The sequence below is a fragment of the Apibacter sp. HY039 genome, assembly GCF_004023655.1.
Taxonomy (GTDB): domain Bacteria; phylum Bacteroidota; class Bacteroidia; order Flavobacteriales; family Weeksellaceae; genus Apibacter; species Apibacter raozihei.
Map to the genome: position 1 here is coordinate 111,398 of NZ_SAYM01000001.1, position 25,738 is coordinate 137,135.

25 protein-coding genes are annotated in these 25,738 nt (G+C 33.5%); 7 read left to right on the forward strand and 18 right to left on the reverse strand.

Translation table 11 applies throughout. The features are described 5' to 3' along the window. Positions 1 to 3: 3 nt before the first annotated feature. The 11 genes from trpA to EQ921_RS14975 form a co-directional block, all read right to left on the reverse strand. Positions 4 to 777 (reverse strand): tryptophan synthase subunit alpha, encoded by a 774-nt coding sequence (gene trpA / locus EQ921_RS00535; RefSeq protein WP_128330172.1) that lies wholly within the window; start codon positions 775 to 777, stop codon positions 4 to 6. After that, the gene (locus EQ921_RS00540; RefSeq protein ID WP_255424403.1) at positions 774 to 1,415 is read right to left on the reverse strand and encodes a phosphoribosylanthranilate isomerase; all 642 of its coding nucleotides are present in this window, start codon (positions 1,413 to 1,415) and stop codon (positions 774 to 776) included. Before EQ921_RS00540 ends, trpA begins: the two co-directional genes overlap by 4 nt. A 1-nt stretch (position 1,416) precedes the next feature. Beyond that, positions 1,417 to 2,199: an indole-3-glycerol phosphate synthase TrpC gene (gene trpC, locus EQ921_RS00545; protein WP_128330173.1), complete on the reverse strand. Its 783-nt coding sequence runs from the start codon at positions 2,197 to 2,199 to the stop codon at positions 1,417 to 1,419. A gap of 33 nt (positions 2,200 to 2,232) precedes the next feature. Continuing rightward, positions 2,233 to 2,664 carry a hypothetical protein gene (locus EQ921_RS00550; protein ID WP_128150125.1) on the reverse strand — a complete coding sequence of 144 codons (432 nt, stop codon included), beginning with the start codon at positions 2,662 to 2,664 and terminating at the stop codon, positions 2,233 to 2,235. Positions 2,665 to 2,684: 20 nt separating this feature from the next. Next, positions 2,685 to 3,683 (reverse strand): anthranilate phosphoribosyltransferase, encoded by a 999-nt coding sequence (trpD, locus tag EQ921_RS00555; protein ID WP_128150127.1) that lies wholly within the window; start codon positions 3,681 to 3,683, stop codon positions 2,685 to 2,687. A gap of 4 nt (positions 3,684 to 3,687) precedes the next feature. Next, positions 3,688 to 4,254, reverse strand: coding sequence for an aminodeoxychorismate/anthranilate synthase component II (locus tag EQ921_RS00560; RefSeq protein ID WP_128150129.1), 567 nt, complete (start codon positions 4,252 to 4,254; stop codon positions 3,688 to 3,690). A gap of 12 nt (positions 4,255 to 4,266) precedes the next feature. Continuing rightward, positions 4,267 to 4,809 (reverse strand): cysteine hydrolase family protein, encoded by a 543-nt coding sequence (locus EQ921_RS00565; RefSeq protein ID WP_128150131.1) that lies wholly within the window; start codon positions 4,807 to 4,809, stop codon positions 4,267 to 4,269. A gap of 4 nt (positions 4,810 to 4,813) precedes the next feature. Then, on the reverse strand, positions 4,814 to 6,205 hold the full coding sequence (locus tag EQ921_RS00570; protein WP_128150133.1) for an anthranilate synthase component I family protein: 1,392 nt from the start codon (positions 6,203 to 6,205) through the stop codon (positions 4,814 to 4,816). Between the two features lie 68 nt (positions 6,206 to 6,273). Continuing rightward, the gene (locus tag EQ921_RS00575; protein ID WP_128330174.1) at positions 6,274 to 7,725 is read right to left on the reverse strand and encodes a glycoside hydrolase family 30 beta sandwich domain-containing protein; all 1,452 of its coding nucleotides are present in this window, start codon (positions 7,723 to 7,725) and stop codon (positions 6,274 to 6,276) included. Between the two features lie 120 nt (positions 7,726 to 7,845). Further along, positions 7,846 to 9,033 carry a tryptophan synthase subunit beta gene (gene trpB / locus EQ921_RS00580; RefSeq protein ID WP_128330175.1) on the reverse strand — a complete coding sequence of 396 codons (1,188 nt, stop codon included), beginning with the start codon at positions 9,031 to 9,033 and terminating at the stop codon, positions 7,846 to 7,848. Positions 9,034 to 9,282: 249 nt separating this feature from the next. Next, positions 9,283 to 10,263 (reverse strand): fibrinogen-like YCDxxxxGGGW domain-containing protein, encoded by a 981-nt coding sequence (locus EQ921_RS14975; RefSeq protein ID WP_370449488.1) that lies wholly within the window; start codon positions 10,261 to 10,263, stop codon positions 9,283 to 9,285. A 7-nt stretch (positions 10,264 to 10,270) separates the two neighbouring features. Between EQ921_RS14975 and EQ921_RS14980 the strand changes: the two genes are divergently transcribed. Beyond that, the gene (locus tag EQ921_RS14980; RefSeq protein ID WP_370449489.1) at positions 10,271 to 10,351 is read left to right on the forward strand and encodes a hypothetical protein; all 81 of its coding nucleotides are present in this window, start codon (positions 10,271 to 10,273) and stop codon (positions 10,349 to 10,351) included. Between the two features lie 1,092 nt (positions 10,352 to 11,443). After that, positions 11,444 to 14,293: an aminomethyl-transferring glycine dehydrogenase gene (gcvP, locus tag EQ921_RS00590; RefSeq protein ID WP_128330176.1), complete on the forward strand. Its 2,850-nt coding sequence runs from the start codon at positions 11,444 to 11,446 to the stop codon at positions 14,291 to 14,293. Between the two features lie 55 nt (positions 14,294 to 14,348). Here the strand turns inward: gcvP and EQ921_RS00595 are convergent, their stop codons facing one another. Both EQ921_RS00595 and EQ921_RS00600 read right to left on the reverse strand, forming a co-directional pair. After that, a complete protein-coding gene (locus tag EQ921_RS00595; RefSeq protein ID WP_128150142.1) occupies positions 14,349 to 15,107 on the reverse strand; it encodes an SDR family NAD(P)-dependent oxidoreductase in 759 nt (252 codons plus the stop codon). Between the two features lie 153 nt (positions 15,108 to 15,260). Then, positions 15,261 to 16,571 carry an OmpA family protein gene (locus EQ921_RS00600; RefSeq protein ID WP_128330177.1) on the reverse strand — a complete coding sequence of 437 codons (1,311 nt, stop codon included), beginning with the start codon at positions 16,569 to 16,571 and terminating at the stop codon, positions 15,261 to 15,263. Between the two features lie 167 nt (positions 16,572 to 16,738). Between EQ921_RS00600 and EQ921_RS00605 the strand changes: the two genes are divergently transcribed. From EQ921_RS00605 to EQ921_RS00620, 4 genes are all read left to right on the forward strand, one after another. Continuing rightward, the gene (locus EQ921_RS00605; protein ID WP_128150146.1) at positions 16,739 to 17,170 is read left to right on the forward strand and encodes a dCMP deaminase family protein; all 432 of its coding nucleotides are present in this window, start codon (positions 16,739 to 16,741) and stop codon (positions 17,168 to 17,170) included. A 171-nt stretch (positions 17,171 to 17,341) separates the two neighbouring features. Then, positions 17,342 to 18,040, forward strand: coding sequence for a MotA/TolQ/ExbB proton channel family protein (locus tag EQ921_RS00610; RefSeq protein ID WP_128150148.1), 699 nt, complete (start codon positions 17,342 to 17,344; stop codon positions 18,038 to 18,040). Positions 18,041 to 18,053: 13 nt separating this feature from the next. Next, positions 18,054 to 18,479, forward strand: a complete 426-nt coding sequence (locus EQ921_RS00615) for a biopolymer transporter ExbD (RefSeq protein ID WP_128150150.1) — start codon at positions 18,054 to 18,056, stop codon at positions 18,477 to 18,479. Then, a complete protein-coding gene (locus tag EQ921_RS00620) occupies positions 18,466 to 19,359 on the forward strand; it encodes a hypothetical protein (protein ID WP_128330178.1) in 894 nt (297 codons plus the stop codon). Before EQ921_RS00615 ends, EQ921_RS00620 begins: the two co-directional genes overlap by 14 nt. 68 nt (positions 19,360 to 19,427) lie before the next feature. Here EQ921_RS00620 and EQ921_RS00625 read toward each other — a convergent pair whose 3' ends face one another. From EQ921_RS00625 to sufB, 3 genes are all read right to left on the reverse strand, one after another. After that, on the reverse strand, positions 19,428 to 20,267 hold the full coding sequence (locus tag EQ921_RS00625; RefSeq protein WP_128330179.1) for a sugar phosphate isomerase/epimerase: 840 nt from the start codon (positions 20,265 to 20,267) through the stop codon (positions 19,428 to 19,430). A 102-nt stretch (positions 20,268 to 20,369) separates the two neighbouring features. Beyond that, positions 20,370 to 21,617 carry an L-fucose:H+ symporter permease gene (fucP, locus tag EQ921_RS00630; RefSeq protein WP_128330180.1) on the reverse strand — a complete coding sequence of 416 codons (1,248 nt, stop codon included), beginning with the start codon at positions 21,615 to 21,617 and terminating at the stop codon, positions 20,370 to 20,372. A gap of 504 nt (positions 21,618 to 22,121) precedes the next feature. Continuing rightward, a complete protein-coding gene (sufB, locus tag EQ921_RS00635) occupies positions 22,122 to 23,576 on the reverse strand; it encodes a Fe-S cluster assembly protein SufB (RefSeq protein WP_128150158.1) in 1,455 nt (484 codons plus the stop codon). A 314-nt stretch (positions 23,577 to 23,890) separates the two neighbouring features. Here sufB and EQ921_RS00640 point away from each other — a divergent pair, with 314 nt between their 5' ends. Further along, on the forward strand, positions 23,891 to 24,268 hold the full coding sequence (locus EQ921_RS00640) for a hypothetical protein (RefSeq protein ID WP_128330181.1): 378 nt from the start codon (positions 23,891 to 23,893) through the stop codon (positions 24,266 to 24,268). 70 nt (positions 24,269 to 24,338) lie between these two features. Here the strand turns inward: EQ921_RS00640 and EQ921_RS00645 are convergent, their stop codons facing one another. Both EQ921_RS00645 and EQ921_RS00650 read right to left on the reverse strand, forming a co-directional pair. Next, a complete protein-coding gene (locus EQ921_RS00645) occupies positions 24,339 to 24,668 on the reverse strand; it encodes an iron-sulfur cluster assembly accessory protein (RefSeq protein WP_128150162.1) in 330 nt (109 codons plus the stop codon). A gap of 100 nt (positions 24,669 to 24,768) precedes the next feature. Next, entirely contained in the window at positions 24,769 to 25,533 is a 765-nt protein-coding gene (locus EQ921_RS00650) for an alpha/beta fold hydrolase (protein ID WP_128330182.1), read from the reverse strand. Positions 25,534 to 25,738: the final 205 nt, after the last annotated feature.

Here is a 25,738-nt window from a genome sequence, read left to right on the forward strand (position 1 = left end):
AAACTATACTTCGATAGATTTTTTCAATTCCATAACTGCTTTTTCTATATTATTTTCAGCTTTTAATAAAGTAATAAACTTGCTGCCGATAATAGCCCCATTTGCATTCGACTGAGCTGCTTCAAAAGTTTCTCTGTTAGATATTCCAAAACCTATTAATCTGGGATTCTTCAAATTCATTGAATTAATTCTCTGAAAGTATTCCTGTTTATTTGAATCAAAACTTTTTTGTGCTCCCGTGGTTGAAGCTGAAGAAACCATATAAATAAAGCCATCGGTATGCTCGTCAATTAAACGGATTCTATCATCAGATGTTTCCGGTGTAATCAGCATAATAATCTTAATATCATATTTATCTGCAATTGCTTTATATTCTTTAATATAATCATCAAAAGGTAAATCCGGAATAATAGCCCCATCTGCACCTACTTCATTGCATTTTTTGCAAAATTCTTCAAATCCATATTGCATAATAGGATTTAAATATCCCATCATGATCAATGGAAGATTAGCTTCTTTTCGTACTACTTTAATCTGTTCAAAAAGCAATTTCAAAGTCATCCCGTTTTGCAAAGCTTGAGTTCCGCTTTCCTGAATCGTAGGTCCGTCCGCCATAGGATCTGAAAAAGGAATTCCTACCTCAATCAAATCAACCCCATTATTTTCAAGCTCTTTAATGATTTTTACTGTATCTTTTAATTTAGGATATCCTGCAGTAAAATATACGGAAAATATATTTTTTTGTTTCTTTTTAAACAATTGTTTTATTCGATTCATAATCGTATCTGTTGTATAAATTTATTTACTAATTCAATATTTTTCAATCCTGGTTCAATTTCAAAACGGCTGTTTAAATCTAATCCATACAATTGAGGGTGTTGAATTTTCTTTATATTCTCTATATCTTCAATTGAAATACCACCACTCAGGAAAAAAGGCACTTCTCCTTTATAAGAATTCAGCACAGACCAATCGAATTTTTGTCCGGAACCTCCATGCTGAGAAGTTTTAGTATCAAATAAAAAGAAATCACACACTTCTTCATATTTTTCCGTGTGCTTTATGTCTGAACTATCTGAAATTCTAAATGCCTTAATTACTGCTGTTTCCGGAAAAACCTCCAGAAGATCTTCACAATATTCCGGACTTTCTTTTCCATGAAGCTGAACCGTATCAAGACTATATTTTTCTATATTATGAAAAAGTGAGCCTACCTGTTCATTTACAAAAACTCCCACTTTATTTATATCATCTGATAAAAGATTCATTATTTCAGGATTTAAATTCTCTACATATCGAGGAGACTTCGGATAAAATATAAACCCTAAAAAATCAATAGGTAAAAAAGAAATATTTTCAATATTCTGAGGATTTTTCATCCCGCAAACTTTTATTTTCATTTTGTTTATGTCCATATTAACCCAATTCTGTAATAAATTCTTTCAAAGCTTTCCCCGGATCTTCCGTTTTCATAAAATTTTCTCCCATTAAAAATCCCTGATAACCCGCCTGCATTAATTCTTTTACAGTTTCTGAAGAAGACAGCCCACTTTCGGAAATTTTAACAAATTCGTCGGGTATTTTATTTACCAGACTAAAAGAAACCTGTACATCTGTAACAAATGTTTTCAAATTTCGGTTATTTACCCCTACAACATCCACCCATTCGCTGATATGTTTTAATTCGTCTTCATTGTGAATCTCAAGTAAAACATCCAATCCTAAGTTTTTTGCAGTTACTGCCAATTCCTTAGTCTTTTCAACTGTAAGAGCTGCCGCAATCAATAAAATAGCACTGGCTCCATAAAGTTTAGCCTGATATAGCTGATACTCATCTACCATAAAATCTTTTCGAAGCAACGGTGTTTGAGTAAGGCTTCCTGCTAATTCCAAATCCTGTAATGTCCCTCCAAAAAACTCTAAATCTGTAAGCACAGAAATAGCGCTGGCTCCATTTTGTGAATAAAAAGGTATTACTTCCTCTATTCGGGCATTTTTAAAAATCCAGTCTTTTGAGGGCGATCTCCTTTTAAATTCGGAAATAATTCCGGTTGACGAATTTCGCAGTGATTCTTTAAAAGATTGTACTGGTTTTACTTGTTGCACCTTCTTTTCCAGCTCTTGCAAAGGAACTTGCTGCTTATGATTTTCTATTTCTACTTTTTTATTAGCTATTATCTTATCTAGTATGGTAGACATTAATTATAGTATCTTTAAATTATTTTAAATATTTTATTTCTCCGAATCCTGGTAATCTAATCCTTCTATAAGTTTAGTATCTATAAATTCATAGTTGGAATTATTAAGTTCCAGATTCGTGCTGTCTAGCCTGAATTTCACATGCTGATCATCGAGTACCTCATAAAAATAGGTATCAGTTAATTTAGTATTAAAGTGGATTTCATAAAATTTCCCCCCTTCTGTCCACCATTCTCCTTTATCCACCAAAGAACTTCCTTCTCCATCTTTGTCAATAGTTACAAAAAGCATAAGAAAAGTACCATCATTAAATCGTTGCTGCACCCAATACCTTGACATTCCCTCTTCTTGATTTCCTTTTTCAGATCCCTGCCAGGTGCCAACAAGTCTTAAATCTCTTTCTTTTATCTGCGAATAACCTATAACGGATGTTATAAAGAAAGTTGTTAAAAATAATAATTTCATATGGATGATATTTATATTACTTATGAGTTTAATTCTAAAAACTTAACAAACGTTTCTTTTGTTTTACCACTTTCTAAGGCTTCTCTGGCCTGGAAAAGGCATTCTTCAATTGATAATTGAGGGTTGATAGTCTGTATTGAAAAAGCTGAATTAGCTAATACGGCATTTTTTTGAGCTATAGTAGCTTTATTATTTAAAACATTATCAAAAATTTGCGATGCTTCACAAGCTGTATTACCTCCGTCTAAGTCTTCCTGTTTACATTTGGACAGACCTACCTCATCCGGTGAATAAATGGTTTCTCCCAGTTTGGTTATAACTTTAAAATTATCCGTTAAAGAAATTTCATCATAACCATCCAGACTATGTACTATGGAATAATCGCAGTCGGTGTTCTGGTATATATAATAGTAAAGACGAGCCATTCGAAGATTGAAAACCCCTAACATATTTCTTTTAGGTTTGATAGGGTTTACTATAGGTCCTAACATATTAAAAAAAGTACGCACCCCAAGAGCCTTTCTTATAGGCGCAACTATTTTCATGGCATCATTAAACAATGGAGCGTGAAGATAGGCTATATTAAGTTGATCTAGTGATTTTTCCAGTTTACTAACCTCAGAAGTAAATTTGACTCCATGTTTTTCCATTACGTTGGAAGCTCCACTTACTGAAGTTGCTCCATAATTTCCATGTTTGGCAACTTTATATCCGGCACTTGCCACTACAAAGCAGGAAAGTGTAGATATATTAAATGTATTTTTATTATCTCCACCGGTACCTACTATGTCTATCGGATTATACTTTTGCAAAGCACTTACATCTGCACATAAATTTAATAAGGCATCACTAAATCCAAAAAACTCATCAATACTTATGCTTCTCATTAAAAATACAGTAATAAAAGCAGCTATCTGAGATTCGTTATACTCTCCGGCAGCCATTTTAGTAAGTATTTCTTTTGCTTCGTCTCTATTTAAATATTGATGTTCAAATAATCTGTTTAATATCTGCTTCATAGATTTAGTTTTCCAGGAAATTTTTAATCATTATTTTACCTTCCGGCGTCAGAATAGATTCCGGATGGAATTGCACCCCGTGAATATCATATTCTTTATGTTTTAAAGCCATAATCTGGTTATTTTCATCTACAGCTGTCACGGTAAGGCTTTCCGGAAGATTTTCTCTGCTAACTATCCAGGAGTGGTAACGTCCAACCTGGATCGGGAATTCAATATTTTTAAATATATAATCCTCCTCCGTTATTTGAATCTCTGTAGCTATTCCATGATATACATCATCCAGATTAATCAACTGTGCTCCAAAACTTTCTCCGATTGCCTGCTCTCCCAGGCATACACCTAAAATAGGTTTTTTGGATGCATATTCTTGAATTACCTGCAATAGTATTCCAGATTCAGAGGGTATTCCGGGACCAGGTGAAAGAATAATTTTATCGTACTTTTCAATTTCTGGTATTGTAATCTGGTCATTTCTGTATACATCCACTTCCATATAACCTAGTTCTTTAACCATATGAACCAGGTTATATGTGAAGGAATCATAATTGTCAAATATTAGTATTTTCATTAATGATAACTATTAGCTCTTTATATATTCATTGGCAGCTTTCACATCGGCATAATAGTATCCTAATGCTGATAAAAATGCTGTGTGTACCTGTTGTGCTGAAACTTTATTTCCTGATATTTCAAGTTCGCGAGTTGCGCAGGCATCTCCAATGAGAGTACAATCGTATCCCAAGTCTTTTGCTGCACGGGTTGTGGCATCTATACACATATGAGTCATCATACCACAAATAACCAGCTCTTTTACTTCCAGCTTCTGCAAATACTTTTGAAGATCGGTTTTGATAAAACTGTTAGGATAATACTTGGTTATCACTATTTCACCGTCTTTAGGTTTTACATTAGTATGAAACTCTGCTCCTTTGGTATAAGGAAGAAAAAATGTAGCATCCGGGCGTAATGCTATATGCTGTACATGAATAACCGGTAATCGATCTGATCTGAATTTTTCAAGTACTTTTTTCACATTTTCACTGGCCTCCAAAGCGCCTTCCAAAGTCATGGTTCCTCCTTCAAAATAATCATTTTGTACGTCTACAATAAGTAATGCTTTCATATTTTTAATTTTTTAACGTTTCTGCTAAATCCACGGCTTTTTTTAATGCTCCCAGTTTATTATTCACTTCCTGAAGCTCAGCTTCCGGATCTGATTTGGAAACAATTCCTGCACCTGCCTGATAGTACAAAGTATTATTTTTACTTAAGAATGATCGTATGGTTATGGCCTGGTTCAAATCACCATCCAAACCAATATAACCTATGCATCCTCCATATATTCCTCTCATGTGCTTTTCTATATCTCGTATCAATTGCATGGCTCTTACTTTAGGAGCTCCGGAAAGAGTTCCGGCCGGAAAGGTATCCGCAAAAACAGATATGCTGTCTTTACCTGGATCTACTGTTCCGCTTACTCTTGACACTAAATGAATAACATGAGAAAAATATTGTACGCTTTTATAAAAATCTACTTTTACATCATGGCAATTGCGGCTTAGATCATTTCGGGCTAAATCCACTAACATTACATGTTCTGCATTTTCTTTTTCGTCTTTTAGCAATTTCTCCGAAAGAACTCTGTCTTTTTCATCGTCGCCAGTTCTTTTATAGGTTCCAGCAATCGGATCTATGTATGCTCTGCCTTTTGCTATTTTGCAATGTGTTTCCGGTGAAGAACCAAAAATACGGAATGAGCCAAAGTCAAAATAAAATAAATAAGGAGATGGATTTACGGATCGTAAAGCCCGGTAAACTTTAAAGTCATCACCCGCAAAATTTTGTGAATAACATCTTGAAGGTACAATTTGAAAAACATCTCCTCTTTTACAGTGTTCTATCCCTTTTCTCACAGATTCTCTATAATCTTCGTCTGTGATGAAACTATTCTCAGGTCCTTTGATCTTAAAGTTATAAGATGCAAAATTGTTATTTAAAAGTAACGCTTCCAGCTGTTCCATTTTACTGGATTCTCCCTGTGGTACATTTTCAATAATAGTCAAATCATTCTTTAAATGATTAATAACTAATATAAATCTGTAAAAGATATAATATAACTCCGGAACTTCGGCATTTTCTAATTTAGTATTAACCGGATCAACCGCTTCAAAATAACGAATACTATCGTAAGATGTATAACCGAAAAAGCCATTTATTTTGGTAGGGTTATCACCTTTTATATGAAAACTTTTTAAAAACTCGTCAAAAACTTCAGGCAGTGGTTTTTCTAACTCTTGTACCTGAGCTGCACCATTTACTTCGGTAGTTACCTGATGATCCTGTACTATTATTTTAGCTAAGGGATCTAATGCGATAAATGAGGAACTGTCTTCTCCTCCATGAAAATCGGAACTTTCCAATAGTGCAGATTCTGGAAAGACATCTCTAATCTTTAAATAAAGACCTACAGGAGTTTGTAAATCAGCCAGTAATTTTTTCGTTTGTATTTGTATTTCCATTGATTGGATTTATTTCGTATTTTAAAGTTTATATTTTTACTTTTTGATCTTGTACTTTTTGATAATTTTTATAAAACCCATGTTGATATTGAATGTGCCTGGCTTTTTGCCGGTGAAGCTTTTCCAGCTATCCATAAATAGTAATCGTAATCTGAATCAGTTCTGTTTAAAACTACAACTACTAATTTTCCATCCGGGTTAAGAAAAGAGGTTGTTTCGAGCTGAGATCTGTTAGACGATGCTATTACCCTTCTCGCTCCTTTATTTATGTATTTAGAAAAATGTCCAATATACCAGTACGGATAGGTATAGTAAATTTTTCCTGTTTTTGTATCTGCATGAATGGGTGCGAAACAAAAATTGTTTAAATGGTTAGGTCCTCCTTTTTCATCCAAAAGTACGTTCCAGTCCGTCCATGCAACAAACCCACTGTTTAAATCATTTAAAATATGGTGTCCGTAAAGTTCGCCTATAGAAATATCTTCTATTCTTGACATATCAAATTTTTCCTGACAGCCTTCAGTAAATAATAAATTAAGAGAAGGAAACGCTTGTTTTACTAACCGTTGATTATCGAATAAGGGCAAACTTTTTGTCCAGGTTTCATACCAGTGAAAACCGGCACCCCAAACATATTTTGCAGCTTCTGAATCATTCATAATCGTTGATATATATTGATATGCCAAATCTCGATTATGATCCCATATAATAATTTTTTTATCTTTTTTGCCTGCATTCCACAATTCTGGACCTAAATGGTATTTTAAAAAATCTCTTTCTTTTTCTGCTGTATATATAGTTGCTTCCCAGGGAGTCGCTGCCATTGGTTCATTCTGAATAGTAAGTCCCCAAACAGGTATACCTTCTTTTTCATAAGCGTCTATAAATTTTGTATAATATTTAGCCCAAACCGGATAATATTCTTTTTTCAATTCACCTCCTGCTAGCATCGAGTTGGTAGTTTTCATCCATGCTGGTGGAGACCAAGGACTAAAATAAAAGGTAAAATCTCTTCCAATGGCTTTCTGAGCTTCTTTTATCATCGGAATTTTATATTGTTTATCAACAGAAATATCAAAGGTTTTAAGATCTACATCGTTGTCTTTTATATACGTGTAACTTTTACTTGAAAAATCACAACTATTCATATTGGTTCGAACTACCCGATACCCTAAACCGTCTTTGGAATCGTAATACGCTTTAATGATTTCCTTTTGTTTATCTTTTGGAAGTTTAGCATAAACTTCGGCTGATGCATCAGTTATAGCTCCTCCAAATCCAATAAACTCTTCAAATTGGTGGGTAGGATCTACAAAAATACTGATTTCGGTTTCCAGAGGCTGCGGTTTATATATAAATGGCTGGCCATTTGTAAGTTTGTTTTTTTGCTTATCTGCCTGTGATGTTGTGTATATACGTGCAGGCGAACTTTTTAAGTTAAATTTAACTTCTTTTATTTGTGCTTGTAACTGTGGTAGGACAAACATAAGCGAAAAAATAATCTTTACTGTTTTTCTCATAATTTTGTTATTTATGTTTTTATACCATAAAGATAAACAACCTCATTTAACTTACCCTTATTTATACCCTATTTTATTTATCTAATTATTTGTTTTTTCCTTTTTTTGTAATTCAATTGACTACAGCTTATTTGCATGTTTTATATAGGTTTCCATATCTTTATCTCCTCTGCCTGACAAACATAAAACAACTACATCTTCCGGTAAAAATTCTTTTTTAGCCAGAACCCCCAGTGCATGCGCTGATTCAATTGCCGGGATAATTCCTTCTAGCTCGGTAAGTTCAAAGGCTGCTGCAAGTGCTTCATCATCTGAAACAGCCAGAACTTCTGATCTGTTTGTTTGGGCTAAATGTGCATGCATAGGACCTATTCCCGGATAATCCAATCCCGCAGAAATAGAATAAGGCTCTTCAATCTGCCCATCGTCTGATTGCATTAATAAGGTCTTACTTCCATGAATAATACCCAGCTTACCTAAATGGATAGTTGCGGCAGATTCTCCCGAATTAATACCTTTACCTGCTGCTTCGGCCAAAACAATTTTCACCTCTTCTTCATCCAGAAAATGATAGATGGTACCTGCTGCATTACTACCTCCGCCCACGCAGGCAATGAGATAATCAGGAACTTCTCGGCCTTCTTTTTCTTTTAATTGTTTTCTTATTTCTTCGCTTATTACGGATTGTAATCTCGCAACCATGTCCGGATAAGGATGAGGACCAACAGTAGAGCCTATTATGTAATAAGTATTAGAAGGGTTTGAACACCAATCACGAATGGCCTCATTGGTAGCATCTTTCAACGTCATATTCCCACTGGTTACTGCCACAACTTTAGCACCCAGCATCTGCATCTTTTCAACGTTAAGTTTCTGTCTTTCTACATCAGTTGCTCCCATGTAAACAATACATTCCATATTCATAAGTGCACAAACCGTTGCAGTAGCCACCCCGTGCTGTCCTGCGCCTGTTTCGGCTATAATTCTTGTTTTCCCCATTCTTCTGGCTAATAAAATCTGACCAATGGTATTGTTTATCTTATGAGCTCCGGTATGATTAAGATCTTCTCTTTTTAAATAAATCTTACAACCATATTTACTAGAAAGCCTTTGGGCCAGATATAAAGGTGAAGGGCGTCCTACGTAATCTTGTAATAAACCGTAATATTCTTTTTTGAATTCAGGATCTTCAATAACTTTTAAATAATTTGTTTTCAGGTTTTCAACATTATCGTACAAAATTTCAGGAATATATGCTCCTCCGAATTCACCATAAAAACCGTTTTGATCAACATTATACTTTTGCATTTTTATTTTTTTTACATGGGTTATACTAAAAAAGCCTATCGTGAGTACGATAGGCCTTTAAATTTTTGTCTTTTATTTTAATTCAACAAATAGATCAGCTTGCTCACGACTTTTTAAGTTCTGAGTTCCACCACCATGATATATTTGTTATTAATTTCATTTCTTTTTTCTTTACATGAGCAAAGTTATTATTTTTTTTTTAGTAAACAAATATTTTATCTGCATAGCTGATCTATTTCATGTAAATATTTATTTAACAAACCATTGAAGTATTCTTCCCTCTCCACCATTGAAACTTGTATGCGGATATAATCCTGTGGCAGTACAGGTTGCAGTAGCAAAACTGGTTTCATCGCCGGATGATCCTCCACATTTTCCAAAATGGTGGTTAACCTGTGTTTGTCCAAAATATCCAAATGTATTGTCTAAATTTGATGGCAATAATGTGTTGATTCCGTCAGGAGACACAAAAGCATTATTATTTGCAGTAACATTATTATTTATGTTAATGTGATCCGGATAACTGGCTGATCCTCCTGCATAGAATGCAGCGTCCCCCAGAGTCGCTCCTGCATAGGTACGGGAATCAGGATTATGTGTTATCAACATATCTTGATTAAATATTTTTCCACTTATTGGATAATAGTAATAATAGGTTGTGGTAGATGTAATCGGAGATGAGCGATCGGATGTTGGAGAAAAAATTAAATAATTTTGTTTTGCCCACGCATCTTCCATATCCGTTGGATTTTCTGCTATCCTTGCACGCAATTGTGCTACAGAATTACTCAAATCATTTATATTAGACATGGCTGCCAGACCTAATCGGAAGTTATAGTAATTAATGGTTCCTCCGGATTCATCTGTTATATTGTTTATAGGCAAGTTTTGATTTAGCCTGTAATCACCACTCATTTCCATTCTACTAGTTGTAGAATATCGACTATAGGCTGTTAATTCAGAGTATGACCATACCAAAGTATACCCACCATTAGTCATATCGCAATACGTTTTAACCGGAGCTACGTTTCCAGAGCCCTGTTTAATCCAGTATTCACCATCTTCCCTTTTACCTAAATTATATATATCCAGGCAACGATCTGCCGGATCTGCAAATGTTCCTTTTCTTGTATCAAAGTCAACGATCAAAATACATTTTTGAAGATTTGCACCATTAGTTTTAAAAGTAAAAGTATACGAACCTGAATTTAGTGGAGTTCCTGAACCCACAAGTGTTATACTATTACTATCCGTTGTTATGGCTTCATTAGCAGTAAAATTTACCCCGTTATTTGTAGACGAATTAATTATTACCTGACCACCGGTGTCAACATTTGTTAAAGGCACTGTAACCGTATTTGTATCCGGATCTAGTATAACTCCGGCCAGATAAGTTCCATTAACAGTAAAATTTTCACAATTAATTGTATAACTTATCTGTGAAGATGCCACACTGATTGTAACCGGATTAGATGAACAGGTCTCAGATAATCCTAAAAATTCAAAGCTAACGGTATCCTGATAGCCCGAACCCCCGTTTGTAGGAATTCCTGTCCCTTTTAAAGTCACCGTATACGTTCCTGTATTTGGAAACATTCCTGATTTTTCAAAATAATATCCATTGTTTGTTTTTGCCAGTATATAATACGTACCCGTGGATGTTACAGTCACTGGAATCGTAATATAATTGGTATCATTTAAGGAAGATCCCTGTGTATACTTTCCGCTTACCTTGATTTTACTGCAATCTACTGTATAAGTTGAAGACTTATAATTTCCACAAATACTTAACCACGATTGATCTGCTGCCTGATAATAATTATAACAATTTTGATCCGTATTAAAAATCAATAATCCATTTTCTGTACTTTCTGGTGTAATATTTGCATCCCGTTGTGCGGTAGTCATACTAGGTATCAAAACCCCCTGATTGCTATTGGGTGATACTATATGCAAAGCTGCTTTTTCATCGGGAGTATCCGTACCAATCCCTACCTGAGCATTTATTATCGAAAAAATAAATAAAGGTAATAGTGTTAATAATAATTTTTTCACGTGTAAAGGTTTTTAAATAATTAAAAAAATTAATTGCTCCAAATTTATTACTTTTTTTAATTAAAATAGCATTTTATTTAAAATAATTACTATTTTTTTACTATTACACGATAAAATAATATTTAAAATTACATTTTATATATATTATAAAAATAAGATAAATCATTTATATTTTAATAAACTTCTATTTATTTTATAAAATTGTCGAATAAAATTATAAAATTCGTTCCTATAATTAAATTTTTAAATTTTAAAGGCGTTTAACAATAAGGTTGCCAAAATAACTTATAATTATAACAATAAAAACCTTTATATTTGAAATACATTATTACTAATATCAAACAAAGTTTAAACCATGAATACTTCCGACTTTTCTATTCGTCACATAGGAATCAATGAAGACTCCCTGCAAATTATACTTAAAGAATTAAAAACAGAAACTGTACAAGAACTTATTGAACAAACGTTGCCCAAAGACATTTTAGGACAGGATAAATTAAATCTCCCCAAAGCTTTATCTGAATACGATATGCTTCTCTTATCTAAAAATCTGGCTGGCAAAAATAAAGTTTTCAGTTCCTACATTGGATTTGGATATTCCGGTACAATCACTCCTTCTCCTATTTTAAGAAACATTTTTGAAAACCCGGGTTGGTATACTGCCTACACTCCTTATCAGGCAGAGATATCTCAAGGAAGATTGGAAGCATTACTTAATTTTCAAACTGTAATTTCTGATTTAACCGGTTTTTCTTTAACTAATGCTTCTCTTTTAGACGAGGGAACTGCAGCTGCTGAGGCATTGCACATGCTATATGAAGCCAGAAATAAGTCGAAAAAAGACTCGAATAAATTTTTCGTTTCTGAAGAAGTTTATCCTCAAACCATTGCTGTCGTTAAAACCAAGGCCATGGGACTTGGTATAGAAATAGTTGTAGGTTCACATCAAGAATTTACCTTTGATTCGTCTTTCTTTGGTGCTTTACTCCAATACCCTGCTAAACATGGAGAAATTTTCGATTATTCTGATTTCATATCTCAGGCAAAAGACGGTTTTATAAGAACGGTTCTTGCTGCTGATATTCTAGCTTTAGCAGTCTTAAAAAATCCTGCTGAGCTAGGAGCTGATGTGGCTATAGGTTCCACTCAAAGATTTGGAGTTCCATTAGGGTTCGGAGGGCCTTCTGCCGCATATTTTGCCTGCAAAGATGAATTCAAAAGAAGCATTCCCGGAAGAATTATAGGAGTATCTAAAGATAAACACGGGAACAGAGCGCTAAGAATGTCTCTTCAAACGAGAGAGCAACACATTAAAAGAGAAAAAGCAACTTCCAATATTTGTACTGCTCAGGTATTACTTGCTGTAATGGCAGGTATGTATGCGGTCTATCATGGATCTGAAGGATTAAAGTCGATTGCTTCTGATATACATCTCAAGGCTATTTTACTTAAAGAACATTTGTCTTCTATCGGTTTTAATGTATCGGAAGAACCGTTCTTTGATACTATTAAAATCTATGTAACGGAAGAGGATAAGACTGAACTTAAAAAATTATTTGAAGCTCTTCAGATTAATCTGAACTATTTTTCTCAGGGAATAGTAAGTATAAGTCTTGATGAAACAGTTTCAGATGAACGCTTTGCAATTCTTTTATCTTTATTTTTAAAATTTAAAAATACTGAATTCAAAAAATTAAGCGCACCGATTGAACCCAATATTCCGGATAACCTTATACGAAATTCTGATTTTCTAACTCACGAGGTATTCAAGAAGTATCATACTGAAACAGAATTTATGAGATATGTTAAACGCTTGGAAAAAAAGGATATTGCTTTAAATTATTCGATGATTTCGCTAGGTTCCTGTACCATGAAACTAAATGCAGCTACCGAGATGCTACCATTATCCTGGATGGAATGGAATGCAATACATCCTTTTGTACCAAAAGATCAATCGGAGGGATATCTCACTATGCTTTCCGAACTAGAAACTTATCTGGCTGAAATAACCGGATTTGCAGGTACTTCATTACAGCCTAATTCAGGCGCTCAGGGAGAATATGCCGGATTGATGGTAATTCGTGAATATCTAAAAGCAAAAGGAGAAGGGCACAGAAATATTGCCTTAATACCTCAATCTGCACATGGCACTAATCCAGCCTCTGCCGTAATGGCCGGGTTAAAGGTTATTGTTGTAAAAAATTTAGATAATGGTGAATTTGATATTGAAGATTTGAAACAGAAAGCTGAATTACATAAAGATCATTTGGCAGCCGTCATGATTACTTATCCATCTACCTATGGTTTTTTCGATACCAATGTTAAAGAGATCATAGCTATAGTACATCAAGCCGGAGGTCAGGTTTATATGGATGGTGCCAATATGAATGCCCAGGTTGCTTACACCAGTCCCGGTTATATTGGAGCTGATGTTTGCCATTTAAACCTTCATAAAACATTTGCTATTCCTCATGGTGGGGGTGGCCCTGGAATAGGTCCTATTTGTGTCGCAGAACATCTGCTCCCATATCTTCCTACCATCAAGGCTCCTCATAATGAAGAAAATCGCCTTAGCTTTTCTTCTTCTCCTTATGGATCTGCAATGGTTGCTACCATTTCCTACGCTTATATAAGAATGCTTGGATATGAGGGATTAAAAAAAGCTACTGCAACGGCCATACTTAATGCCAATTATTTAAAAGAAAAATTAGCCTCACATTATGAAATTTTATATACCAATAAACATGGGCGTGTTGGTCATGAACTGATTGTAGATTTCAGACCTTTCAAAAATTTAGGCATTGAAGTGGGAGATATCGCCAAGCGTTTGATGGACTATGGCTTCCATGCTCCAACGGTTTCATTCCCTGTCGCTGGTACCTTAATGATTGAACCAACCGAAAGTGAAAGTCTGGAAGAGTTAAACCGATTCGCTGAAGCATTAATATCAATCAAACAAGAAATTGATGAAATAGCTGATGGTACTTATACAATCGAAGATTGTGTTATAAAAAATGCCCCTCATACTTTAGAAGAACTTACTTCGAATGAATGGCATCACTCTTATAGCAGGCAAAAAGCAGCTTATCCGTTAAACTGGATTGCGGAGAAAAAATTCTGGACATCTGTAGGTAAAATTGATGATGCCTTTGGAGATAGAAATTTAATTTGTACATGTAACCCTATTGAGGATTATGAGAATTAAAAAACTGAATTTAACAATAAATAAGCCTTCACACATTCAGTGAAGGCTTTTTAGTTTACGCCTGAGCCAGAACTCCCCCATCAATGACCAATTCAGTCCCGGTTATATAAGACGAATCGTCAGAGGCTAAAAATAATACTGCTTTAGCTACTTCCCCTACCTCCCCTAATCGTTTCATAGGATACGCTTCTCCTATTTCTTCTAATGATTTATTCATCTTATGTGAGGCATACTCTACCATTTCTGTTTTTATATATCCCGGGTGAATCGAATTTACTCTTACATTATGTGAAGCATATTCAATTGCAATATCTTTAGTCATGGTTCTAACGGCTCCTTTACTAGCTCCATAAAGCACATGACCTGCTCCTCCTCCTATTCCCGCTATAGAAGAAGCATTGATAATAGAGCCATTTTTCTGCTTAGCCATTATTGGTGCCACATATTTCATTCCTAAAAAAACACCTGTAACATTAATATTCATAAGCTTATTCCAGGTTGACACCTCTATTTCAGGTAACGAACTTATTATATAAATACCAGCGTTATTAAAAAGTATATCAATCTTGTTATAAACACTCAAAGATTCTGCAACTACTTTTTTCCATTCCTCTTCAACCGATACATCTAAAACATATCCTACTGCATTACCCTTATTTTTTGATATTTCATCTACTACCTGATTTACACCCTCCTGATTTGTATCTGTTATTATCAGATTTGCCCCTTCAGCAGCAAAAAGTAAAGCTGTTGATCTACCTATTCCTGATGCGGCACCCGTAATTAAAGCTACTTTGTTTTCCAGTCTTTTCATTTTTTTAGATTATAAGATTATTCCTATGCATCCAAAACTTATACCAGAAGTCAATGTTATTAATTGAGCGAAAAAGCATAGTAACTAAAACTTATGCTTTTATAAACTAAAAAACCCTCACTAAGTAAGGGTTTTTTAGTTGATGTTTCACTTTTAATTTTTTTCAAATCGTAAAGATATTCTTCTATCCTTGGCTCTTTCCTTATCTGATGCGGTTGCGCTGACAGTTGCAAATTTTGATCCATACCCTTCTGCTCCTACTACCCTATCACCCATTCCGTTAGTCACCAATAAATCTTTAATAGTATTTGCTCTTTCCTGAGAAAGCTTTAAGTTTGCTTCTTCATTTCCTTTTTTATCTGTATACGCCCCAATCTTTATTTTAGCTTCTGGAAATTCTTTAAGAATAGCTACCAGATTTTTTCCTTGTACTTCAGATTCCGGAGTCAACTTCGTCCCGCTACCAAACTCAAAGTTAATGGCATCAAAATCAAACCATTTGTCTTTTAACTCTTCATTAGTTGCATTTTTGTAATCACTGGATTCTAGAAATTTAACTACCTGATCTTCTATGCCTCCTGGATAAGCTTTTAAAGCAGTTCCGCTAGGCAGGCTTACTAATATCAGATTTCTGTTTGTTGATGGTGCAGATTGATCATTAATTGTCACTGTGTCTTCTTCTTGAACTAAAGAATCGGTTCCAGAAATATTAGTATCAGAAGTTACTTCACTGTTTTTTGAACATGAATTTTTTGATAAAAGCCAGAAAATTAATAATCCAATAAGTACTATTAAAATTACCCACTTAATCCATCCTGCACCCGGTTTTTTTTCTACTTTATTTTTATACTCTTCATAAGTTTCCTGTACTTTTTCTTTTGCTGATTCTACGGTTTCCTTTGTCTGATTAACTGCTTTGTTTATAAAAGAGCTTCCTAATACTGCTAAGGAAGATATTCCCAAAACACTCACCAAACCAGATGGTATGGAAGAAAGAAGATGATCTTTTTCTGCATGAATTTGATTTAATATATTTTTGAAATTGACTCCGGAGTTTAACTTTTGACCCAAAAATCCAGCAATTAATGGAGATACTATTTGAATAAGTTTATCCGTGCTTTCTTTTCCAAGACCTGATACAGAAGATATAAGTGCTCCAAATTCCTCTTTCTTATTTCCAAACAAAGAATCAAGAAATCCTGTATTTATTTTTTGGGTATCCGAATCCAGATGACCGGTAGAAATTCCGGAAACATTTGTAGCAGAAGAACTATTTCCTGCCTGCTTTAATATATGTTCCAAATGACTATCTTCTCCTTTTTCCAAAATAGCTCCAAATAGGCTGGGTATAATTGCCCCTACAGCAGAAGTTACTTTTCCTGAATCTTCATCTAAAGCAGAGGACATATTAGATATCGCTTCAGGTGTAATTATTTTTTTAAGAGAATCAAATAATTTTTCCATAATATGGGTTTTTTAGTTGTTAATTAATACTTTTAAGCTAAAAGCCTTGTTAATTATTCAAAAATTATTCCAAACCAATATTATAGGAATACTCACATTTGGATACAGATTTATAAACTTTAAATTTGTATTCTAAAACTTTGTAATTAAATTATTATTTTTAAGCAATGAAAACAAAATACGATATTGCCTACCTTCGTATGGCTCTTGAGTGGGGAGAATTATCTTACTGTAAAAGAAAAAAAGTAGGGGCATTGATAGTTAAAGATCGTATGATCATTTCCGATGGTTACAATGGAACTCCTACCGGGTTTGAAAATACTTGCGAAGATGAAAATGGAACCACAAAATGGTATGTTCTTCATGCTGAAGCTAATGCTATTTTAAAGGTAGCTGCATCAACTCAGTCTTGTGTAGGAGCTACTTTATATGTCACTTTATCTCCTTGTAAGGAATGTAGTAAACTGATTCATCAGGCAGGAATTAAACGTATAGTGTATATCAATGAATATTCTGATACTTCGGGTGTGGATTTTCTGAAAAATGCAGGCGTAATTGTTGAAAGAATTTATGAAGAAGATTTACATTTGAAACCATAAAAATTTTTACTTTATCGCTATCGTTTTTAAAAAAATTTTCTTCTCTAATACCCTATTTTTTTATTTTTTCAAATATTATACTTTTATATCTTTTATTGTTCAGCATTGAATAATAAAAATTAGTTTTGCATAGTTATTGTTAGTAAAAATACATTAAAAAAGATATTTTATATGAATGATTCCCTGAAATCTGTACAGGCACTTGCGACTCAAACCGGTGAAATAAAAACTACTCATTTCAATTTAATCGAAATGCTTACACACGGAGGACCTGTAGGTATTTTTGTAATGATTTGCCTTTTTGCATTGTTTGTTATCTCTTTATATATTTTTTTTGAACGATTTTTAACTATACGGAAATTTTCAAATAAAAAATCAACTTTATTAAATGATGTCAGAGATTTTATTCATGAGGGTAAAATTGATGCGGCTCTTGATTTATGCAAAAGAACTCATACGCCAGAGGGAAGAGTTTTATATAAAGGAATTATGAGAATTGGTAAACCTACACGGGATATAAGTGATGCCATTGAAAATACAGCACAACTGGAAATATTTGAGCTTGAAAAAAATGTTGGGGTTTTAGGAACTATCTCAGGAGCAGCTCCTATGCTGGGTTTTTTAGGTACTGTAGTGGGTATGATCATAGCTTTTTTTGCTACCAGTTCTCAGGATCAGGCCAGTGCTCAAATGTTGGCAGGCGGTATTTATTCAGCTATGGCTAATACAGCTGCAGGTTTAATAGTAGGTCTACTGGCATATCTCTTTTACAATATTCTGGTAATAAAAATCGATCGTTTCGTCTACTCTTTACAATTAACTGCCATTGACTTTTTAGACATTTTAAATAAACCTGTAACTCAATCTTAAATTTTAAATTGGAATGAAATTACAAAGAAGAAACAGAGTTTTACCTGAGTTTAGTATGGCATCTATCACAGATGTTATCTTTTTACTTTTAACCTTCTTTATGCTGACTGCCTCTGCCAGTCAATCGGCCTTAAATGTAACTCTTCCCAATGCTAAAGGGCAGGAAATGCCTGCAGAAAGAGTATACATAGCAGTTTCGATCGAAGGAAAATACTTTCTTAATAAAAAGGAAATTGCCAAAGAGGATATTGAACCTTCTTTAAAAAAATTATTTCAGTCGAATCCTTCTCCTTCATTTGTTATTGCTGCTGATGCAGATGCTCTTCATAAAGATGTAATCTATTTAATGGATATAGCAAACCGAAATAAATATAAAGTTTTAATAGCTGCCAATCCTGATTCCACGAATAAAGATTCCATAAGCGATGAGCACCCATAGAATCCAAACGAATGAAAATAAGAAAGAGCGTATCATAAGCGGATGTATAACTTTTATTATATCTGTAATCGTTTTAATTCTAATTTTTCTTTTCAAGACTACTTATACCACTGTTAATCCTCCTTCGTACATCGATATTAATTTTCAGACTGATGAACTTGGAGCTAACTATGGCCAGGATGAAGTAGGATTAGGTGATGAAGAACCTGCAGATCAAGATGTTTTATTAGGAAACGGAGGAGATCCTCTTGCTGAAAATATCAGTTCTAATAATGACATCCCAGATAAACAAGAGCCTATTGAAAATAAAAAATATCTTACGGATGCTTCTGCTAAAGATGCTGTATCTACTCCGATTAAAAAAACTGAGAAACTGAAAAAGAAAACGGAAATTAAAAAAACGATTTCCTCAAATCCTTCAAATTCAAAAAATTCTGATAAATCTAACGGTAAAAACGGAAACCAATCCGGAGGAAATCCTAAAGGTAATGCCGCTTTAGGTGCATTGTTAAAAGGAAAAGGAACCAGTACATCGTCTAAAGGTGAGGGAACAGGAGGAAAACCAGGACAAAATCAGGGAGTAGAGACCGGAGGCAGCGGTAGCGGCGGTGTAGGTATTGGAAACGGCCGAAAACTAGTTAGTTGGATTCCTGGAACAAATGGTAAATCTGGAAAAGCTCCGGTTAATAATTGTACTGAATTCGGAACTATAACTTTTTCTTACACCGTTAATAAAAACGGAGATGTCACATCTGTAGAAAGAACTTCCGGAAAAAGCAATACTTGTATGGTAAATGCCGGAAAAAAATGGATCAAAGAATACGTTAAAGCAGAAAAAGCTAATTCTATTTCTTCGGGAACTTACAAAATAAACTTTTAGTTTGTTTGTTATATATTTAACTTACAATTAAATATTTTACATTTATGAGTTTTATCCAAAATCAAGCATTAGGATAAATGCTTTTTCATAAACTTAAGACTTCCCAACGCAAGATCTGATTCATTATATGGAGAAGTCTGCCATAGAGAAACCATTGACTGCATTCCCGGTACTGAAGAAGAGAAGTTTTCCAAAACTAAATTACCCTCAAAATCTATATCTTTTAAAGCTTGAAAAAATTCTTGCCAATTAACCGTTCCTTCTCCTAGCATACCTCTGTGAGAATCCGTCATATGCACATGTTTTAACTTATTCCCTGCCAAAATCACCGGATCATAAAAATTATTTTCTTCTATATTCATATGAAATGTATCCAAATGTAGAAAAAGGTTATTTTTTCCTATTCTTTCTATAAGATCAAGTACATTTTTCGCTGTATTGCACACATAAGATTCATATCTGTTAATAGGCTCTATCCCTATATTAACTCCTTTTGTGGCTGCATAATCCGATATTTCTGACCATACATCCGTAATAACATTAATTTCCGATTCTTTTAAGGGTTCTCCGGAAAATGCACCTAATCCACCATGTAAAACTCCCCCTAAAAAGTCCGTTTCCAGTTCTGATGTTTTATTTATTGCTTCTTTAATTAAACGGGTTGCCTCTTCAGGATAAAAAGCTATATGTTTTTCTTTAGGTAAATTTAAGGAGCATACAGCCTCTAAACGATTGTCATCAAGTTGTTTTTTTACCGTTTGGGTATCAAATTGCATGGAAGTAGGCAACAAAATTTCTATAAGATCAAATCCTGCTTCTGCTGTTTTTTCAATTGCATATTTACCAGCTTCGGGAGTCCATTGGGGAGTAATCCAGGAAAGTAGTGAAGCTCCAAATTTAATTTTCATTGATTTTCTTTTTGGGTTAATTCTTAGCTTATTATTAAAATCATTTGATCATCTGATCTTCTTATTTATAATGTTTGCCCTGTTTATTATTGTGTTTGTATATTATTTAAATGTTTTAGGTTTATAAAACTTGATAGCGAATACAATAATTACAGCATAACATAGTATAGGTAACAAATAAGCATGAGCTACATTCTTTTCTGCTATATATCCCATTAAAGGAGGGAACACTGCTCCTCCAAACATTGCCATAACTAAGAATGAAGAAGCATTCTGTGTATTAGTCCCTAGCTTTTTCAGACCTAAACTAAATATTGTAGGATACATAATACTTAAAAATAAGTTTAATCCTATCAAAGATATAAAAGATGCCCAGCCCCAACTTTGAGCCACTATTAGACATAAAATAATATTACAAAATGTGAATATTGCCAGTAATTTATTCGGTGCTATAAACCTCATTAAAAAAGTCCCTAAAAACCTACCCAGCATCATCATCGCCATACTCAATGAAAAATAGTATGAGGCCTCTGTTTCTGCCAAATGCATTTTTTCAACTCCATAATTTATAAAGTAAGCCCAGGTACCTCCTTGTGCAGCAATATTAAAAAACTGTGCCACCACTGCTGCTATAAAATGTCTTTGTTTCCATAAGGGTGCCTTTGAATTATATTCAGCTGTTTCATCTCCCGAAGTTATATCTTCATTTGAATCTTCGTTCGCGTGAGGATCTTTCAAATCAGGAACTTTTATGAAAGAAAATATAACAGCTAAAACTAATATTAAAATTCCTATGTAAGTGTATAAATACTTCACAGAATCCAATGAGTTATCATTTGCGTTTTTTACTGAACCAAAAATAAGAATTCCTCCTAGCAAAGGTCCAACGATAGCTCCCAGTCCATTAAATGATTGTGCAAAGTTTACCCGCTGATCGCTCGTACGCTCATCTCCGAGTGCAGCAACAAACGGATGGGCTACTGTTTCAAGGGTAGCCATTCCTAGGGCCATTACAAATAATGCAAATCTAAAAAAGTTGAATGATGCATTGTTGGCGGCAGGAATAAATAAAAATGAGCCTAAGGAAAATAATGCTAAACCTAATATTACACCTAATTTATATCCATATTTTTTCATAAAAATACCAGCCGGAACTCCCATAAGTGCATAAGCTCCGAAAATGGATAACTGTATATAACCTGACTTTGATTTTGAAATATTTAATACGTTTTGAAAATGCTTATTAAGAACATCTCCCATCGTTAGAGCGACTGCCCAAAAGAAAAATAAGGATATTACAAACGATAATATTAAATAATATTTTTTTTCGGTAAATTTTGGAATACTCATACTTTATTTTTTTGAATTTTAAATAAGTAAAGGATAAATGAAAAGAAATAATCTTACTTTTTTGATAGAATAAAGATATTTACCCTCAATGTTAGTACTTTATAATATGTTCTTTAGCAAGCAAATATAAAGTTGAAATAATTAAAAAAAAACAACTTTAGTTTACTTGTTTTTTTACGAAAAAGAATACATTTGCATCTTTTTTTACATTCTAATTTCTTAACTGATAATTAACTAATTCTTAACTAATTGTGTAAAATGTTTATATATTTAACACCTAACTTTTCTATTATAAAATTCATTTATTTAATCGTTTAAATAAAAAATGAGCAACTATTTTTTTATTTATTTTATAAATTATCTTATTCCATAACAATATTTCCTACTCAACAAATTCTCTTTTCAAATTAAAGTTTTACTTTCAGCAATTGAACAAGAATAATTTATAAATAAAAAGAGCGTGAATTAACACGCTCTTTTATATGATAATATACTTTTATTTTTTTACCCTACACTTCCTTCCAGAGATATTTCCAAAAGTTTTTTTGCTTCAACCGCAAACTCCATTGGCAATTTATCCAAAACCTCACGGCTAAATCCGTTCACGATCAAAGCGATTGCTGTTTCTGTGTCAATTCCTCTTTGATTACAATAAAAAATCTGATCTTCTCCTATCTTTGAAGTTGTAGCTTCATGTTCTAATTGTGCAGATTTATTTTTTATTTCTATATATGGAAAGGTATGCGCTCCACATTGGTTTCCCATTAATAAGGAATCACACTGCGAAAAATTTCTTGCATTTTCTGCTCCGGGCATAACTTTAACTAATCCTCGGTAGCTATTTTGTGATTTACCTGCTGAAATACCTTTTGAAATAACCGTTGAACGGGTATTTTTACCAATATGGATCATTTTTGTTCCGGTATCTGCTTGCTGATAATTATTAGTTACAGCTATTGAATAAAACTCGCCAACAGAATTATCTCCTTTTAAAATACAAGAGGGATATTTCCAGGTAACTGAAGATCCGGTTTCTACCTGGGTCCAAGAAACTTTTGCATTTTTTTCGCAAACGGCTCTCTTTGTCACAAAATTATAAACTCCTCCTTTCCCTTCTTTGTCACCGGGATACCAATTCTGAACTGTTGAATATTTTATTTCAGCTCCTTCTAAAACTATTAATTCCACTACAGCCGCATGCAACTGATTTTCATCACGTTGCGGAGCCGTACAACCTTCAAGATAAGAAACATAGCTACCTTCATCCGCAATTAAAAGAGTTCTTTCAAACTGACCGGTTCCTGATTGATTTATCCTAAAATAAGTAGATAATTCCATAGGGCATCTGACTCCTTTAGGAACATAACAAAAAGAGCCATCTGAAAATACAGCGGAATTAAGAGCGGAATAAAAATTATCCCCTTTAGGTACAACTTTTCCTAAATATTTTTTTACTAATTCCGGATGATTTTGAATTGCCTCACTGATAGAACAGAAAATAATTCCTTTTTCTGCCAAAGTTTCAGAAAAAGTAGTTTTCACAGAAATACTGTCAATTACAGCATCAACGGCTACACCTGAAAGTCGCTTTTGCTCCTCAAGTGAAATACCTAGCTTTTCAAATGTTTTAAGTAAATCAGGGTCAACTTCATCTAAACTGCTTAGCTCAACCTTTTTTTTAGGGGCAGCATAATATTTTATCCCTTCAAAATCTGGCTCGTTAAATGAAACGTTCGCCCAATGAGGAGTTGCCATTTTTTTCCAAATCTTAAAAGATTCCAACCTCCAGTCCAGCATCCAGTCCGGTTCGTTTTTTCTTTTAGATATCTCTTTTACAATTTCTTCATTCAGGCCAATAGGAAAATCTTCATATTCAAGCTCTGTGCTCCATCCATGTTCATATTCTTTATTTTCAAGATCGACCCGTAGTTCTTCTTCTGTATATTTAGTTTTGCTCATTGTAATTTTCTATCATTATAAATTCAGGATTGACATCTGTCAATTCTTCCGCAAAAATACAGAGTTTATACTTAGATATTCCAATAGTCTATAGATTTTTTTAATAATGGAATATATAAAACTTGTTAAAAAAACAAGTTATACATCTTTCTTGTATTTTATCCGAAATTTGTTGAAATTAGCTACTATATAGGTACGGATTAGTAATTTTTCTATTTGTAAACTATAACAAAACACTAGGTTATATTTATTTAAAAACATATATTTATTATAAAAAAATAATATTATCATTAGCAACAATTTCATTAATTTCTTTGTCAGCTTGCAATGACAAAAAAGCTACTTCTACTCCAGCTTCTGCAGATTCGACTTCATCAAGTACACAAGCTGAATCTTCTCAAACAGATCCTCAGCCAACTGAGTCAATCAATGCGGAAATTCCAGAATTTTCTGATCCGGAAATAAAAAAATTCGCTGAAGACTATACTTCTTTTGTTAAAGATTTAACAGCTGCTTATACTGCTAAGGACATGACAAAAGCTGCTGAGTTACAGCAAAAAGCTATGGAATGGGCTAACAAATCAACCGAAATTTCTAAAAAGTTGGTTTCAAACCCCGAAGATGCTAAAAAATTCTCTGAATATACACAGAAGTTAACTACTGAGTTACAGAGCGCAATGACTGCTAAATAATAAATAATTACAAAAAAGGTCTCTTTTGTTATAAAAGAGACCTTTCTAAATTTTATACCTTTATAAATAACTAAACGGCAAAACTTTCACCGCATCCGCAAGTTCTTTGTGCATTTGGATTATTGAAAATAAATCCTTTGCCATTCAAACCTCCTGAATATTCTAAGGTAGTGCCTATTAAATATAGAAATGATTTTTTATCTACTAAAATCTTGACACCATTATCTTCAAATAGTTTATCTTCCGGATTTTGATTATGATCAAAACTTAACTTATACGATAATCCGGAACAACCACCACTTTCCACTCCTACTCTTACAAAATCTTTAGAGTAATCAAAGCCATCATCTTCCATTAATCCAATGATTTTTTTCTTTGCTTCCAGAGATACTTTTATCATGTTGAATCTTATTAAATTAAATTACTTATTACAAAATTAGTTACAAATTATATTTAAAATATATAAAAGGAATCATTTTTTTTAATACCTTCATAATGTCCTATTTTACACCCTGCAACCATTGTTCTATAATTTCCAGACTTTCTTTGGGTGCTTCTAACATTCCCATATGGCCGGTAGGAAGTTCAAATAAGGAGACATTTTGAAAATCTTGAATGCTTTTTTTCAATTCGGCATTTTTTATAGCATTATCGAACTCTCCCGTAATTATTAATACCGGTTTGTCTAAATCCCTGACAACATCTGTACGATCCTGTCTTAATCTCATTCCCTTCAACGCTGCTGATATACCCGTTAAAGAAGATTCCTCAGCCCAGGAAACCGCCTGTTGTATCTCTTCACTCAAATTTGGCACCTCATTTTGCGCAAATAAGTTAGGTATCGACAGTCGAAAAAATTCTTTAGGATTTTTGACCACTACCTCAGCAGCTTTCAAACGCTGTTCTTTTTTAGCTTCATCATCCGGCAAAGTAGTTGAATAAAACAAGCCCAATCCTTGTACTTTATATTTAAATTGGTCTGCAAACGCCAATGCTACATATCCTCCCATTGAATGACCTATAATAACTACTTCGTCCAAATGTAAGTATTCCAAAACTTCATTAACTTTTTCAGCCATATATTCCATTCTATTGACATCTTTAGAATTGGTAGAGGATTTTCCATGGCCGGGAAGATCTATAGCTATTACCCGGTATCTTTTTGACAGTTCATCCTGAAAATATTTCCACATTCTGGAATTTTCCAAAAAACCATGCAACAATACTACAGCCTTACCCTTACCTTTTTCTGTAAAATATAACATTGAAAACTTTTAATTAATTTACAAAATTACAATTTTTTAATCTGATCTTCATTTTTACAGACAGATACTGCTAATAATTAAAAAACATATTTTGAGATAATGTTTATATTTATCTAAGAATTGACTATTTCGTTTTTTTAATAAACTTTAAACATACCAAAACCCTTCTCATGATTTAACAAAAATTATATCAAATACCCAGCGT

Excerpts from the sequence above, each read along its gene's own strand:
- EQ921_RS00650 (WP_128330182.1), bottom strand. The coding sequence starts at position 25,533 with ATGTTATATTTTACAGAAAAAGGTAAGGGTAAGGCTGTAGTATTGTTG.
- EQ921_RS00565 (WP_128150131.1), bottom strand. The coding sequence starts at position 4,809 with ATGAAAGCATTACTTATTGTAGACGTACAAAATGATTATTTTGAAGGA.
- EQ921_RS00570 (WP_128150133.1), bottom strand. The coding sequence starts at position 6,205 with ATGGAAATACAAATACAAACGAAAAAATTACTGGCTGATTTACAAACT.
- EQ921_RS00600 (WP_128330177.1), bottom strand. The coding sequence starts at position 16,571 with ATGGAAAAATTATTTGATTCTCTTAAAAAAATAATTACACCTGAAGCG.
- gcvP (WP_128330176.1), top strand. The coding sequence starts at position 11,444 with ATGAATACTTCCGACTTTTCTATTCGTCACATAGGAATCAATGAAGAC.
- trpC (WP_128330173.1), bottom strand. The coding sequence starts at position 2,199 with ATGTCTACCATACTAGATAAGATAATAGCTAATAAAAAAGTAGAAATA.
- EQ921_RS00615 (WP_128150150.1), top strand. The coding sequence starts at position 18,054 with ATGAAATTACAAAGAAGAAACAGAGTTTTACCTGAGTTTAGTATGGCA.
- trpB (WP_128330175.1), bottom strand. The coding sequence starts at position 9,033 with ATGCAAAAGTATAATGTTGATCAAAACGGTTTTTATGGTGAATTCGGA.
- EQ921_RS00550 (WP_128150125.1), bottom strand. The coding sequence starts at position 2,664 with ATGAAATTATTATTTTTAACAACTTTCTTTATAACATCCGTTATAGGT.
- EQ921_RS00540 (WP_255424403.1), bottom strand. The coding sequence starts at position 1,415 with ATGGACATAAACAAAATGAAAATAAAAGTTTGCGGGATGAAAAATCCT.
- fucP (WP_128330180.1), bottom strand. The coding sequence starts at position 21,617 with ATGAGTATTCCAAAATTTACCGAAAAAAAATATTATTTAATATTATCG.
- EQ921_RS00605 (WP_128150146.1), top strand. The coding sequence starts at position 16,739 with ATGAAAACAAAATACGATATTGCCTACCTTCGTATGGCTCTTGAGTGG.
- EQ921_RS00610 (WP_128150148.1), top strand. The coding sequence starts at position 17,342 with ATGAATGATTCCCTGAAATCTGTACAGGCACTTGCGACTCAAACCGGT.
- trpA (WP_128330172.1), bottom strand. The coding sequence starts at position 777 with ATGAATCGAATAAAACAATTGTTTAAAAAGAAACAAAAAAATATATTT.
- sufB (WP_128150158.1), bottom strand. The coding sequence starts at position 23,576 with ATGAGCAAAACTAAATATACAGAAGAAGAACTACGGGTCGATCTTGAA.
- EQ921_RS00575 (WP_128330174.1), bottom strand. The coding sequence starts at position 7,725 with ATGAGAAAAACAGTAAAGATTATTTTTTCGCTTATGTTTGTCCTACCA.
- EQ921_RS00645 (WP_128150162.1), bottom strand. The coding sequence starts at position 24,668 with ATGATAAAAGTATCTCTGGAAGCAAAGAAAAAAATCATTGGATTAATG.
- EQ921_RS00625 (WP_128330179.1), bottom strand. The coding sequence starts at position 20,267 with ATGAAAATTAAATTTGGAGCTTCACTACTTTCCTGGATTACTCCCCAA.
- EQ921_RS00620 (WP_128330178.1), top strand. The coding sequence starts at position 18,466 with ATGAGCACCCATAGAATCCAAACGAATGAAAATAAGAAAGAGCGTATC.
- EQ921_RS00560 (WP_128150129.1), bottom strand. The coding sequence starts at position 4,254 with ATGAAAATACTAATATTTGACAATTATGATTCCTTCACATATAACCTG.
- EQ921_RS00595 (WP_128150142.1), bottom strand. The coding sequence starts at position 15,107 with ATGAAAAGACTGGAAAACAAAGTAGCTTTAATTACGGGTGCCGCATCA.
- trpD (WP_128150127.1), bottom strand. The coding sequence starts at position 3,683 with ATGAAGCAGATATTAAACAGATTATTTGAACATCAATATTTAAATAGA.